This is a genomic window from Streptosporangium vulgare, from assembly GCF_042428775.1.
GTDB classification, from domain to species: domain Bacteria; phylum Actinomycetota; class Actinomycetes; order Streptosporangiales; family Streptosporangiaceae; genus Streptosporangium; species Streptosporangium vulgare.
On the sequence record NZ_JBHMBS010000002.1, the window covers coordinates 413,292 to 425,728 of the forward strand.

The 12,437-nt window shown below is 70.2% G+C and carries 14 protein-coding genes; 5 read left to right on the forward strand and 9 right to left on the reverse strand.

Annotation, left to right across the window (positions count from 1 at the left end):
* Positions 1-87: 87 nt before the first annotated feature.
* From ACFFRH_RS05900 to ACFFRH_RS05910, 3 genes are all read right to left on the reverse strand, one after another.
* The gene (locus ACFFRH_RS05900) at positions 88-594 is read right to left on the reverse strand and encodes a type II toxin-antitoxin system RatA family toxin (protein ID WP_386154817.1); all 507 of its coding nucleotides are present in this window, start codon (positions 592-594) and stop codon (positions 88-90) included.
* Positions 595-695: 101 nt separating this feature from the next.
* Complete coding sequence (locus tag ACFFRH_RS05905) at positions 696-2,267, reverse strand: aldehyde dehydrogenase family protein (protein ID WP_386154820.1); 1,572 nt, start codon at positions 2,265-2,267, stop codon at positions 696-698.
* A gap of 651 nt (positions 2,268-2,918) precedes the next feature.
* Positions 2,919-3,416 (reverse strand): GNAT family N-acetyltransferase, encoded by a 498-nt coding sequence (locus ACFFRH_RS05910; protein ID WP_386154823.1) that lies wholly within the window; start codon positions 3,414-3,416, stop codon positions 2,919-2,921.
* 322 nt (positions 3,417-3,738) lie between these two features.
* Here ACFFRH_RS05910 and modA point away from each other — a divergent pair, with 322 nt between their 5' ends.
* Positions 3,739-4,545: a molybdate ABC transporter substrate-binding protein gene (gene modA, locus ACFFRH_RS05915; protein ID WP_386154826.1), complete on the forward strand. Its 807-nt coding sequence runs from the start codon at positions 3,739-3,741 to the stop codon at positions 4,543-4,545.
* Positions 4,546-4,593: 48 nt separating this feature from the next.
* On the opposite strand, the gene ACFFRH_RS05920 is transcribed toward modA, so the two are convergent.
* Positions 4,594-5,517, reverse strand: a complete 924-nt coding sequence (locus ACFFRH_RS05920) for a cation diffusion facilitator family transporter (RefSeq protein WP_386154829.1) — start codon at positions 5,515-5,517, stop codon at positions 4,594-4,596.
* Between the two features lie 82 nt (positions 5,518-5,599).
* On the opposite strand from ACFFRH_RS05920, the gene cmtR reads away from it, so the two are divergent.
* Positions 5,600-5,932 carry a Cd(II)/Pb(II)-sensing metalloregulatory transcriptional regulator CmtR gene (gene cmtR, locus ACFFRH_RS05925; RefSeq protein WP_386154832.1) on the forward strand — a complete coding sequence of 111 codons (333 nt, stop codon included), beginning with the start codon at positions 5,600-5,602 and terminating at the stop codon, positions 5,930-5,932.
* Positions 5,933-6,187: 255 nt separating this feature from the next.
* On the opposite strand, the gene ACFFRH_RS05930 is transcribed toward cmtR, so the two are convergent.
* Positions 6,188-6,913 (reverse strand): methyltransferase domain-containing protein, encoded by a 726-nt coding sequence (locus ACFFRH_RS05930; protein ID WP_386155081.1) that lies wholly within the window; start codon positions 6,911-6,913, stop codon positions 6,188-6,190.
* On the opposite strand from ACFFRH_RS05930, the gene ACFFRH_RS05935 reads away from it, so the two are divergent.
* Together ACFFRH_RS05935 and ACFFRH_RS05940 are read left to right on the forward strand one after the other, a co-directional pair.
* The gene (locus tag ACFFRH_RS05935) at positions 6,836-7,180 is read left to right on the forward strand and encodes a hypothetical protein (protein WP_386155096.1); all 345 of its coding nucleotides are present in this window, start codon (positions 6,836-6,838) and stop codon (positions 7,178-7,180) included. The two genes, ACFFRH_RS05930 and ACFFRH_RS05935, sit on opposite strands and share 78 nt — an antisense overlap.
* A gap of 7 nt (positions 7,181-7,187) precedes the next feature.
* Positions 7,188-7,595, forward strand: a complete 408-nt coding sequence (locus tag ACFFRH_RS05940; protein ID WP_386154835.1) for a MerR family transcriptional regulator — start codon at positions 7,188-7,190, stop codon at positions 7,593-7,595.
* Between the two features lie 85 nt (positions 7,596-7,680).
* Here ACFFRH_RS05940 and ACFFRH_RS05945 read toward each other — a convergent pair whose 3' ends face one another.
* The 4 genes from ACFFRH_RS05945 to ACFFRH_RS05960 form a co-directional block, all read right to left on the reverse strand.
* Positions 7,681-7,962 carry a metal-sensitive transcriptional regulator gene (locus ACFFRH_RS05945; protein WP_386154837.1) on the reverse strand — a complete coding sequence of 94 codons (282 nt, stop codon included), beginning with the start codon at positions 7,960-7,962 and terminating at the stop codon, positions 7,681-7,683.
* Positions 7,963-8,042: 80 nt separating this feature from the next.
* On the reverse strand, positions 8,043-8,711 hold the full coding sequence (locus tag ACFFRH_RS05950; protein WP_386154840.1) for an isochorismatase family protein: 669 nt from the start codon (positions 8,709-8,711) through the stop codon (positions 8,043-8,045).
* 186 nt (positions 8,712-8,897) lie between these two features.
* A complete protein-coding gene (gene dhbC, locus ACFFRH_RS05955) occupies positions 8,898-10,079 on the reverse strand; it encodes an isochorismate synthase DhbC (RefSeq protein WP_386154843.1) in 1,182 nt (393 codons plus the stop codon).
* Between the two features lie 53 nt (positions 10,080-10,132).
* Positions 10,133-10,897: a 2,3-dihydro-2,3-dihydroxybenzoate dehydrogenase gene (locus tag ACFFRH_RS05960; protein WP_344749780.1), complete on the reverse strand. Its 765-nt coding sequence runs from the start codon at positions 10,895-10,897 to the stop codon at positions 10,133-10,135.
* Between the two features lie 411 nt (positions 10,898-11,308).
* On the opposite strand from ACFFRH_RS05960, the gene ACFFRH_RS05965 reads away from it, so the two are divergent.
* Complete coding sequence (locus ACFFRH_RS05965; protein ID WP_344749781.1) at positions 11,309-12,184, forward strand: hypothetical protein; 876 nt, start codon at positions 11,309-11,311, stop codon at positions 12,182-12,184.
* The last annotated feature ends 253 nt before the right edge of the window (positions 12,185-12,437 follow it).

A 12,437-nucleotide genomic window follows, 5' to 3' on the forward strand; every position in this document is an offset into this window, starting at 1 on the left:
TGCCGGTGCTTCCGAACACCGGCGTGGCGACGAACGCGAAGGCCCGTCCCTGGGCCGGAGCGTTTCGGGGCTCCGGGAGTCCGGAGGTCACCGAAGCGCGTCGTCCGTGATCCCCTCCGGGGTGAAGCCTTCCGGCATGTCCCGGAGATGCCGGTCGCCTGCCGTGACGTGCACCGAGCCTCCGACGGCGAACATGATCTGGTGAGCGCTGCGGACCAGCACCCGCCCGACGGCGGAGTCGATCGCGCCCGCGAGGTGGGGAACGCTCGTGCTGTAGTCCACGTCGAACACGACCTCGCAGCCGTCAGGAAGGTCCGTGCTCGTCCACGCCCCCTTGAGATGCTGGAAATCCCCGCTGACCTGCTCGAATTCGATGCGGTACGGTTGCGGGCCGCTTCCGGTCCCCCGGCTGCGCTGCGTCCACCTCGCCGTGCCGCCGCGAAAGGCCAGCACCCACTGGCGGAGCCCGTCGCCGGTGTCGGAGACGGAGACGATGTCACGGGCGTACGCGGGGAATGCCGGCTCGTCGCCGAGCCGCTCGATCACCTCGGCGGCCGTCGCCGGCACCGTGGCCTTCAGGGTACGAGATGTCATGACGGGTGCTCCTTGTCAGTCCGCCGTTGGTCCGCCGTCGGTTCGCGCCAGTCCGTATCAGTTCGTATCAGTCCGTATCGCGGCAGTCAGTCCGTGTCGCGTCAGGCCGCCGGGCGGATGACGCTGACGCCCTGCAGATGGGTGGTGCGCAGCATGGGGTGACTCGCCTCGCCGAAGGCGCCACCGGTGAGACCGGGGCCGCCCTGGTTGGGCAGGAAGGGGAGGAAGGCGGTGTGCGAATCGTTGATCTTCAGATTGCCGCCGTTGGTGACCCCCTCCAGGACTCGCTCGATCGTCGAGTTCCCGGTCGACCAGAAGGAGTTGCGCAGGCCGTAGGCGTTGCCGTTCACGAAGGTCAGCACCTCCTCCAGCAGGGCGTCGTCCGCGGTGCCGGCCTCGGGGACGATGATCGGCAGCAGCGGGAAGAACGTCTCGTCGCGGACCACCGACAGCGACCTGGCGTCTCGGAGGCCGTCGATCCGGACGATGCTCGGCTCGACGAAGAAGCCGGTGTCAGAGGGTGAGCCGTCGACTTCGAGACGACGGCCGCCGTGGACGAGTTTCGCGCCCTTGGCGAGCGCCTCCCCCAGGCAGCCGAAGAACCAGTCGACCCCGAGGACCGGGGTGAGCACCACATCGGTTTCGTCCGGGTGTCCGGGCCGGATCCTCCTGGTGGCCGTGACCAGTCGCTCGATGAGCTCGTCCGCGATCTCCGGATGGACGATCACCTGGTTGGGCACGTTGCAGATCTGGCCGGAGTTCATGAAGAACTCGGTGAGGGTCTCCACCGTGGCGTCCAGGTCGGCGTCGTGCCACACCACGCAGCAGTCGTTGCCCGCGAGCTCCAGGATCGGCTTCTTGCCCGCGGCGATGCAGTCGGTCTCGAACTCGAGCCCCTTCCTGCTGCCCCCGAAGTAGAGGACGTCGTCGACGTGCTCGCTGGCCATCCAGGCGTCGAGCATGGGCGGCCCGCAGAGGACGTTGAGGGCCCCCGGTGGCGCTCCCGCCTCTTCGAGCACCGGCGCCGCGATCTCCCGCATCGCGTACATGCAGCTGAGCGCGACCCCGCGGGGTGCCCGTACCACCACGGCGTTGCCGGCCAGGAGAGCGGTGAGGCCGTTCAGCGCGTTGACCGCCGCGGCGTTCTGGGGAGGGTTGATGCAGACGACGCCGTCGGGAACGCGGCGCAGGATCATCTCGCGGTCGCCGTCCCACCGGCGGAACTCCATCTGCCCGGCGCACCATTCGAGTGTCTCCCGGCTCCAGCTGGTGAACGGGAGCCCACCGATCATGCCTTTGGCCGCGGAGTGCGGCGTGCCCTCGGCGACGAGGATCTCGACGAGGGTGTCGAGGTGATCGAGGATTCGTTCCGCGATGCGACGCCCGATCTCGATCCGCTCGGTGAGCGGGACGCGGCGCCATTCGGGGGCGGCGCGGGCGGCCGATTCGAGGGCCATGGCCGTCATGCTCTCGTCGGCGACGACGCACGCCCCTACGACACGTTCTCCCGCCGTGTGCGGATCGGCGATTCCCAGATCGAGGTCGCGCTTGAGCCGCAGGCTGGGGAAGGTGTCCTCCATGAGGGCCCGGGCGGTGAGTGTGTGGACGAACTGGGCGTTGTCACCGGTGACGTCTCGGCCGCCAATATAGGCAGGATATATTCCGAATTTCACGTTTCCTCCTCCGCTCGGTCCGGCCACGACTCATATTTACGCTAGGTGTGGTAATACCGCTGGGACAACGGATACGCCATAAGGGTTGCTTATCGGGCCCGAGAACCATTCCTTATTGGGATCGGGGCTGTTTTCTCCGGCACGAGCCGGGAAACGCCGGTGGGACGTCGCCGGTGACGAGCGGTGCCGGACCACGCGTCGGCCCCGAGCGGGATCAGCGCTCTGAGCAGGCCGATCGGACTCCTTCGGGGGGCGCTACGGGGACGTGCGCGAAGACCCAGGCCGATGTGAACCCGGCCGGGCGGATCTCGTCTCGGAATGCTGTTTGAATCACTTGACTTAACCGCTTCGGCCGCTTCGACGAAATCGAGCCGGACGGTTTATGGATGACGTCACCGCGGCTCGGGAGGTATGAGGTATAACGTGCGTGACCTCGCGCCGGAGTGTCCGTTCGCGAACCCGGCCGCGCTGGAGCCGTCACCGGACGGCCAGGCGGGGTTCGGTGAAGACCGGCCAGGCGGGGTTCGGTGAAGACCGGCCAGGCGGGGTTCGGTGAAGACCGGCCGGGCGGAGGCCCGGTGAAGGCCGGGCGAGGGCCAGGCGGAGACTCGGTGAAAGCCAGGCGGGGGCCAGGCGGAGACTCGGTGAAGGTCAGCTCGCCTGGGGCGGATGGCCGGGAGCGGCGTACCGCAGCCAGACGTAGTCGACCGGCTGGGGAACATTCCACTCCGCCGCCAGGTGAGCGTCGACCGTCAGGAAGCCGGCTCCCCGGTAGCACCGCAGGGCCCGGTCGTTGTCCGGGTGCACGCGCATGAAGATGTTCGCGTAGCCGGCGTCCCGAGCCAGCGCGGCCAGTCCTCGCACCAGTTCCCGCCCGATCCCCCTGCCCCGGGCGCCGGGGGCCACGATGATCCGGGCGAGCTCGATCTCCTCCTCCTCGGGATCGACCCACAGCTCCCCGTAGCCGAGCGGGTCCCCGTCCGCGAAGAGCATGTGGGAGCGGACGTCCTCCCCCCGCTGCCAGTCGGCGACGACCCGCGCGGGCAGGGGGAACTCGTGCCGGCCGCACCACATCGCGACCTCCCGCGACGAGGCGGGCCAGCCCGCGACCGTGGGCGCGTGCACCGTGGCGAAGGGCAGCAGATCCATATCCGATCCATTCGTTCCGGCGTTCGGTGGACGCGGCGGTGCGAAATGACATCATCCACCGGCGGGCCGCCGTCGCCCAGGCCCCCCTCCGCATGGCCCCCGGCCACCCGGCCGCGCCTTTCACTCACCGTCACACCTCGGCGGACGCGGCACGGGCATGGTTCACTTGCGGTTCGCGCCATGCCATCGCAGATGCCATGGCCATATGGAGATATATGACGTGTCTGCCAGTAAGTCTCTTCTTCTCAGACGAATGTGCGAGGTATGGTGACTGTGCCCGGCGACGTCCGGGTCGGCACGGTGAGTCAGTAAGGAGCCCTCGTTGTTCAGGCGTCTTTCCCGGCGGGCCGTCACGGTCCCCCTCGCCCTCACACTGGCCGCCGTCCTGTCCGGCTGCGGCACCGGAGATCCGGCCCCCGCCGCCTCCGCCCCGGCCCCGGCCGCCTCCGGAGGCGGTGCCACGACGCTGACGGTGCTCGCCGCCGCGTCGCTGACCGGTACGTTCACCGAGCTGGGCAAGACCTTCGAGGCCGCGCACCCCGGCACGACGGTACGGTTCAGCTTCGGCTCCAGCGCCACCCTGGCCCAGCAGATCGTCCAGGGCGCCCCCGCCGACGTCTTCGCCGCCGCGAGCCCCGCCACCATGAAGACCGTCACCGACGCCTCCCTGGCCACCGGCCCGACCACCTTCGTGCGCAACGCCCTGCAGATCGCCGTCCCGGCCGACAACCCCGCCAAGGTCGACGACCTCAGGGACCTGGCCGACCCCAAGATCAAGGTCGCCCTGTGCGCCGAGCAGGTGCCCTGTGGCGCCGCCGCGGTCAAGGCACTGGACGCGGCCGGGCTCAAGATCACCCCCGTCACCCTGGAACAGGACGTCAAGGCCACCCTGACCAAGGTCGAACTCGGCGAGGTCGACGCCGCCCTGGTTTACAAAACGGACGTCATCGCCTCCGGCGGCAAGGTGCGGGGGATCGACTTCCCCGAGGCCGAGAAAGCGATCAACGACTATCCGATCGCGGTCCTGTCCGACGCGCCCGCCCCGGAGGCGGCCAGGCGGTTCGTCGACCTCGTGCTCTCCCAGCAGGGCAGGGACGTGCTGGCCAAGGCCGGTTTCCAGACCCCCTGAGCGGCCGTGACGCCCGCCGGGCGCCCTCGGCGGTGCCGGGCCCGCCCCTCAGCGGTGCCGAGCGCCCTCATGGTCCGCGTGACCGGCGGGCTCCAGTTGCAGGGTGGAGTGCTCGACGTCGAAGTGACCGGCCAGGCACTCGTGCAGCCGGTCCAGCACCGGGCCGAACGAGCCGTCGACCAGGACGCCGTCCGCCATCACGACGTGGGCGGACATGACGGGAAGCCCCGAGGTGATGGTCCAGGCGTGCAGGTCGTGGACGTCGATGACACCCGGCGTCTCCAGCAGGTGCCTGCGGACCTCCTCCAGGTCGACGCCCCTGGGAACCGCTTCGAGCAGGATGTCCACGGCCTCGCGCAGCAGGCTCCAGCTGCGCGGCACGATCAGCAGGGCGATGACGACGGAGACGATCGGGTCCGCCGTCGTCCAGCCGGTGAGCGCGATGACGACCGCGGCGACGATCACCGCGACCGAGGCCAGCAGGTCACCGAGGACCTCCAGGTAGGCGCCCCTCAGGTTGAGGCTTTCCGCCTGGCCTGGGCGCAGCAGCCACAGCCCGACCGCGTTGGCGGCCAGGCCGACCGCTGCGGCCACGAGCATCACCGTTCCGCCGACCGGCTCGGGGTCGGCGAAGCGGCGGACGGCCTCGTAGATGATGTAGAGGCTCAGCGCGAGAAGGACGACCGCGTTGATCGCGGCGGCGAGGATCTCCGCCCGCTGGTAGCCGAAGGTCCGCCGGGCACTGGCCGGTTTGCCGGCCATCCAGACGGCGAACAGCGCCAGCGCGATGCCCGCGGCGTCGGTGGCCATGTGCCCGGCGTCGGCGAGCAGTGCCAGGCTGCCCGACAGCGCCGCGCCGATGACCTCGACGACGAGCACGCCGATGGTGAGCAGGAGCACGACGACCAGGCGCCCGCGGTGTGCCGCGGCCGCCGTCGGCGTCGTGTGCCCGTGCCCGTGCCCGTGTCCCATGGCGCTCCATCTCCGTCGGTACAGTCCTCAGTGTTTATACAGCAGTCACTGTATATACAGCAAGCGATGTATTGTGATAACCATGCTCACCGCCGCGACACGCCTTGACGCGATGGCCCGTCTCGGAAGGGCACTGGCCGACCCCAACCGCTGCCGGATGCTCATCGCCCTCCTCCGGGGCCCCACCTATCCGGCACGGCTCGCCGACGAGCTCGGGCTGACGCGCCAGAACGTGTCCAACCATCTGTCATGCCTGCGCGGCTGCGGCCTGGTGGTCGCGGTGCCCGAGGGGCGCCAGACCCGGTACGAACTGTCCGACCAGCGCCTCGCCCATGCCATCGAGGACCTGCTCCATGTCGTGCTCGCCGTCGATCCCGACCACCGGGACGCGCACGAGGCGGACCCGGCGGAATAGCCCTATACCGGTATCACCCGGTTCCCCGGCCTCATAACTGCCTGCCCAGCGCTTTTTGACCGCGTTAAGCGACCTGGTGGGATCGGTCGAGGACAGACGGCCCGAACGTTCGCGGTCACGGCCGTGCCGACGCGGCGGGTCGCGCGGCGCCGGGTGACCCGCCCGCCGGGCAGGGCCTGGATCCGGGCGCGCGGACCGGTTCCGCCGCACCCACCGCACCCGCTGGACCCCGGACCCCGCCGCCCCCGCCGGTCGTCAGGGGCGGCGCGCGGCGGCGACGAACAGCGGCACGGCGAGGAAGAGCCGTCCGGTACGCGCGCGTCCGGCCTGTTCCGCGATCCACCTGTCCGCGTCGTCCTCGGTGATGGCACCCGCGTCACGGGCGGCGACGGCGGTCCTCGCGAGCATGGGCAGCATCAGCGGACCGGTGAGAACGCTGGTGTGGACCTCCACGGTGACCTCGTCGAATCCGGCGTCCAGCAGGAGGGCGCGATAGGCGCGGGCGGCGCGGGGCGCGGGGACGAGGTCGGCGCGGGCGTGCACGATGGTCCGGGTGAGGGCCGGGGTGTCGGAGTCGATGACGAAGGTGTCCCAGTCCTGCCCGACCAGGACGACCCGCCCGTCAGGGGCGAGCACCCGCCGCGCCTCGCCGAGCGCCCCGGCCGGATCGTCGAGCTCGTGGTAGAGCTTCTCGGCGCGGTACCCGGCCAGCTCACCGTCCTGGAACGGCAGCTCGCGGGCGTCGCCGACGCGGAGATCCGCGCCCGGCTCGCGCCGGAGCCCCTCGGCGACCATCCGCTCGCCGAGGTCGACACCGGTCGCCCGCGCGCCACGCCCGGCCAGCTCGGCGACGGCGAGGCCGGTCCCGCAGCCGACGTCGACCACGGGCGCCCCCGGTGTGAGGTGGAGCAGGTCGTAGGAGCGGGCGCGCAGCCGGACGGAGTCGGGGAGGGCGTCGAGCGCGTCGAGCAGCCGGACCAGCTCGGGGACGGTGTCCCCCTCCGGCTCTCCCCGGTCCGCCCGGTCTCCCCGCTCTGCCTGGACTTTCCGATCTCCCTGGTCTCCCTGGTCTCCCTGGTCTCCCTGGTCTTCCTGGTCTTCCTGGTCTTCCTGGCCTCCCCGATCGGCGCGGTCTTTTCGGTCGGCGCGGTCCTGTCGGCCTGTCGTGGCTGCTCGGCCCTGGCGGTCTTCTCGATCTGTTCGGTCTGTGGTGGTGTCGTTGGACATGTGATCGAGGATGCGACTTAATGCCGACATGAAGTCAAGCGACGGTGACGCGACGATGAGCATCGGCGAGATCGCCCGGAGGTTCGGCCTGCCGGCCCACGTCCTGCGGCACTGGGAGGCCATGGGGCTTCTGACCCCCACCAGGGTGAGGGCCGACCGGCGCCGCTATGACCGCGACCATCTCTATCGTGTCGCGGTGATCCTGCGCGCCAAGGAGGCCGGGTTCTCCCTCACCGACATCCGGGAAATGATCGCCACCGGCGATCCGGAGGCGCGGCGCGACGTCCTGCGCCGCAGGCACGCGGACCTGACGCGACGCGTCGCCCAGGCACGGTCGTCACTCCACATGATCGAATGCGCCCTGGCCTGCGACCACGAGGACTTCACCGGTTGCGCCCACTTCCAGCGCAACCTGGAGGAGAAGGTCGACGCGTGAACCGCCCGCGACGGACCCGGTGACGGCGACGCCCGTCGCGACGCGCCCAGGAGACGCGTTCGAGGGACACGTTCAGGAGACGCGTTCAGGAACGGACGAGCCTGGCGATGGCGTCGGACGCCTCCTTGACCTTCTCCTCCGCCTCGGCGCCGCCCTTGGCGGTGGCCTCGGCCACGCAGTGCGCCAGGTGCTCCTCCAGCAAGGACAGGGCGAAGGACTGCAGGGCCCGGTTGGCCGCCGACACCTGCGTGAGGATGTCGATGCAGTATTTGTCCTCCTCGACCATCCGCTGCAGCCCTCGCGCCTGCCCCTCGATCCGGCGCAACCGCCGCAGGTGGTCCTGCTTGTTGGTGGTGTATCCGTGCATCTCTCCCCCTCCGCTCGGCCTCCCCTGTTGAAGGATACCCCCCGACAGTATTTGAGGCCGCCTCGCGAACCGGGTTCCCGCTACACGCCCCCGGCCACCTCGGCGGGCGGCGACGCGAACTCCCAGCCGCGTAGCAACCCCTGGGTGACGACCGTGACCGCGCAGCGCTGTGCGGCGTACGTGAGGGCCATGGTGTGGTGTTCCAGGGAGAAGTCGGCGACGGCGTCGGCGACGAGGAACGGCTGGAGGTCCTGCATGAAGGCGTCGCAGACGGTCATGAGGCAGCCGATGTGCGCGTAGACGCCGCAGACGATGATCTGGTCGCGCCCCATGGCCTCCATCCGGGCGCGCAGGTCGGTCCTGCAGAAGGCGCTGTAGCGCCACTTGGTGAGCAGGATGTCGGTCTCCGCGGGAAGAAGGCTCGCGACGATCTCACTCTCCCGGAGGCCGGGGACCCCCGGACCCCAGAAGTCCTGGAGCAGGCCGCGCTCGCGTTCGCTCTGCCCTCCGGGCTGCACCGAGTAGACGACGGGGATCCCCAGCGCGGCGCAGGCCTCGCGCAGGAGACCGATGTTGGCGATGAGCCCGGTCAGCGGCGAGACACCGGCGGCGAAGGGGGCCAGGAAGTAGTTCTGCATGTCGTGGACCAGCAGGATGGCGCGGCGCGGATCGGGGCGCCAGCTCACCCGGTTCTCGGGAAGATCGTCCTCCCCCGGCAGCGGGTAGGGGGCGATCTGGGGAAGGGCCACGGGCACTGTCTCCTTTCCTGCGGTTTTCCTGAGGTCTTCCAGCGGTGGCGGGTCTTTCCGGCGGTGATGGGTCTTTCCAGCGGTGGCGAGGTTTTCTCACGGTGGCGGGTCCCCCGCGGTCGCGAGTCGCCGACCACGGGCACACGTCCTCTCCCGTACCGGCGCGTCGGCTTCCGCGGTGGCGGGTCAGCGGTCCTGGTGCAGGCCGACGGCGCGGAGCATGGTCTGGAACTTGGCGGTGGTCTCGGCGAGCTCGCTCTCCGGCACCGACCCCGCGACGATCCCCGCGCCCGCGAACAGCCTCAGGGTCTGGTCGGCGACCTCGGCGCAGCGGATGGTCACGACCCACTCGCCGTCGCCCGTCGCGTCGCCCCACCCGACCAGGCCCGCGTACAGGCCGCGGTCGAACGACTCGATCTCCTCGATGGCCTCGCGCGCGGCGCCCGCCGGCGTACCGCAGACGGCGGGGGTGGGGTGCAGCACCGTGGCCAGCTCCAGCGACGTGACCGACGGGTCGTCCAGCACGCCGGTGATCCGGGTCGACAGGTGCCACATGGAGGCGGTGGACAGCGGCGAGGGCCCGGCGGGAACCGACAGCCTGCGGCAGTACGGGCGCAGCGCCTCCACGATGCTCTCGATCACCAGGGCGTGCTCGCGCAGGTCCTTGTCCGAGGCGAGCAGGGCGCGGGCCCGTTCGCTGTCGACGACGGGGTCCGGGTGGCGGGGCGCGGACCCCGCGAGCGGGTTCGTCGTGATCCGGCGGCCAGAGCGGGAGACGAGCAGCTCGGGGCTCGCTCCCAGGAGGGTACGGGCCGTGTCACCGCTCGACGGCAGGTCGACCGCGTAGCCGTAGGCCTGCGGATCGCACCGGATGAGGTTGCGCAGGACGCGGCCGACGTCGACGGGGGCACCCAGGGTGATGTCCAGGGTGCGGGCCAGCACGATCTTCTGCAGCTCTCCCGCGGTCAGCTTCGCCAGCGCCTTCTCCACACCGCGCACGTAGTCGCCGGGGTCGGAGACCGGACCGCATCCGGTGAACGTCTCGGTGATCCGCTCGGGGGTGGTGGAGGGACCGGCCGGCGGGCTCGTCCAGCAGACGGCGGCGGGCACCAGCAGGCGCGCGGGGCGGTCGTCGCGGAAGGGGATCGCGCCCACCACGACGGGGTTGGGGTGACCGGAGTCCCGGGCGTCGCGCAGGGTCGAGGCGACACGTCCGTGCAGACTCGCCGTCCCGGAATCGGGGACCTCATGGACCACCCCTCTGGCGAGCAGGGTTCGGGTCGGCGAGGTGAAGAAGAAGGTGCCGGGCTCGTAGTCTCCCAGAAGGTCGGGCATCCGGGACATGGTGAGGGTGTCGTTCGACGGCATGGCGAAGAGGTCTCCTGTCGGGAGGGATCCAGGAACGGGGGGAGGGGGCGACACTACGACCGGAGCGTGGCGCCCCCGTCGACGTACAGGTCCTGCATGGTGATGTGCCGGGCACGGTCGGAGGCGAGGAAGAGGACGGCGTCCGCGATGTCGGCGGGATCGGCCAGCCTGCCCAGGGGGATGCCCACGCGGAAGGTGGCCGGCGATCCCTCGATGGCCGTGCGGGCGTCGTGGTCGCCGGTCCACAGGGCACGCTGCATGGGCGTGTCGGTGGAGCCGGGCGAGACCACGTTGCAGCGGATGCCGTACGGCGCCAGCTCCAGGCCGAGACACTTGGTGAACTGCGCGGCGGCGGCCTTGGAGGCGGCGTAGGCCGACATGTTCATCCGGGGCACGCCCGCGGCGTTGGAGCCCACGGTGACGATCGCCCCGGATCTGCGGGGGATCATCCGGCGGGCGACCGCGCGGGACAGGTGGAAGACGCCGCCGGTGTTGACGGCGAAGGTGCGGGCCCAGTCGTCGTCGCTGATGGCGACGGCCGGTCCTGAGCAGAGCACTCCGGCGACGTTGACGAGCAGCCCGATCGGGCCGAGATCGGCCTCGACCCGCGCGACCACGTCGTCGACGGCGGCGCTGTCGGTGACCTGGCACGGATAGGCGACCGCGACGCCGAGCCCCGCGGCGACGCGCTCGACCCGCTCCGCGTTCACGTCGAGCGCGGCGACGCGCGTGCCCGTCGCGGCCAGGGCTCGCGCCACCGCCTCGCCGATGCCCTGTGCCGCACCGGTGACCATGGCCACCGCGCCTTCCGTCACCATGTCCTCGCCGCCCCGCCGTTCTCGCCGTCAGCCTGTGCCGGTAGGCAGGCTAGCCCCATCACTTTGGGTTGCGCAGCAAAAACTTATAGTTACTTTTCACAGATCAGGAGGACATCAGGGAAGTTAGTGGGACCACTCCGGCTCATGGGACACGGCGATCGGGGAGATGCCGGGTGGCCGGGGAGGCCCTTCGGTGACGGTCCCGGAGACGGGGCCACCCCTCGGACTCCTCCCCAGTTGGGGGCGCGAATTGACACGTTTATCCGCAATCAACATCGTGTCAACCGCTATGTCTTAACATCATCCCTCGTGACAAGTCAGGATATTTCAGAGCAACACACATATGTTCCCCCGGCGCCCCCCGCCGAACCTCGCGCGCGGGCCGAATCTCCCCTGGGAGCCGAACCTCCCGTGGAGGAGGAGAACAGCGGCGTCCTGGCGATGATCGAGCGCATCGGCTCGATCATCGTCCCGATCGGTGTCGCGCTCTACGCCGTCCTCTACCTCGGCGTGGAGCAGATGTACGGAGTGTTCAACATCAGCCCGCAGCAGGCGGGCATCGACCAGTCCGTCCTGCTCGGCAGGTTGATGGGGACGCTGATCCTGCTCCTGCTGGTCGTCGTGCCGCTTCTCGGCCTCGTCGTCGGGCTCGGCTGGCTGGCCGACAAGGTGACCCGCGGCGCGCTCGGAAAACTCACGGCGGCCGTACGGCGACGTCCCTGGATCGCCGCCCTGATCGCCGCGCTGTGGTGCGGCGCGACCTACTGGGGCCTGTTGAACCTCGTGGGCGATCTCGACGTCGCCGTCATGGTCGTCGTGGCGGTGGGGCTGGGCGTACTGACGTTCCTGGTGCCGTTCCGCCTGCTGCGCCGCAAGCCCGTCGGCCGCGCCGGCATGAAGGTGCTCACCGGCGCTCTCACGGGCATCGGCCTGGGGTTCCTGCTGATCCTGCAGATGATCACGGGAGCGATCAAGGTTCAGGAGACGGGACAGGCCAACGACCTCCTGCCCTTCGTCGGGTTCCAGGACCAGTGGGCCGTCATCAAGAACGCCGAGGACGACAAGCCCCTCTACGAGGGCCGGTGGATGATGCTGCTCGGCGAGAGTGAGGGCACGTACGTCTTCTACGACTGCGACAAACTGGACACCTTCCGGCGTCCGATCGAGACCACGAACCTCGGCAGCATCCAGCTCCAGCCCGAGCGGGAGGCGGGCTACAAGTGCGGCACGCTCGCCGAGCAGGAGCAGGGCGAGCAGGCTCAGGCGGGCGAGGGCGAAAGCCAGTAGGGGGTTCGGGCCTCCCCTGCGGGCTTCCTCTGCGGACTTCCCCCCCTGTTCGGGCTCTCCCTGTCCGCCCTTCTCATTGTCCGCCTCTCTCGCTGTTCGCCCCTCTCATCGTTCGCCCCTCTCGCTGTTCGAGCTCTCCCCTTTCGAGTTCTCGAACCTCCCCGCGACGCCCACCGGCGGCGGAACCCGATGCTCCGGGTCCCGCCGCCGGGGACGGCACGGGGGATCGGCACAGGAGATCGACACGAGGGTC

Bases quoted from the DNA above. Each gene is read 5' to 3' on its own strand.
- ACFFRH_RS05900 (WP_386154817.1), bottom strand. From the start codon at position 594: ATGACATCTCGTACCCTGAAGGCCACGGTGCCGGCGACGGCCGCCGAG.
- ACFFRH_RS05910 (WP_386154823.1), bottom strand. From the start codon at position 3,416: ATGGATCTGCTGCCCTTCGCCACGGTGCACGCGCCCACGGTCGCGGGC.
- ACFFRH_RS05920 (WP_386154829.1), bottom strand. From the start codon at position 5,517: ATGGGACACGGGCACGGGCACGGGCACACGACGCCGACGGCGGCCGCG.
- cmtR (WP_386154832.1), top strand. From the start codon at position 5,600: ATGCTCACCGCCGCGACACGCCTTGACGCGATGGCCCGTCTCGGAAGG.
- ACFFRH_RS05940 (WP_386154835.1), top strand. From the start codon at position 7,188: ATGAAGTCAAGCGACGGTGACGCGACGATGAGCATCGGCGAGATCGCC.
- ACFFRH_RS05945 (WP_386154837.1), bottom strand. From the start codon at position 7,962: ATGCACGGATACACCACCAACAAGCAGGACCACCTGCGGCGGTTGCGC.
- dhbC (WP_386154843.1), bottom strand. From the start codon at position 10,079: ATGCCGTCGAACGACACCCTCACCATGTCCCGGATGCCCGACCTTCTG.
- ACFFRH_RS05960 (WP_344749780.1), bottom strand. From the start codon at position 10,897: ATGGTGACGGAAGGCGCGGTGGCCATGGTCACCGGTGCGGCACAGGGC.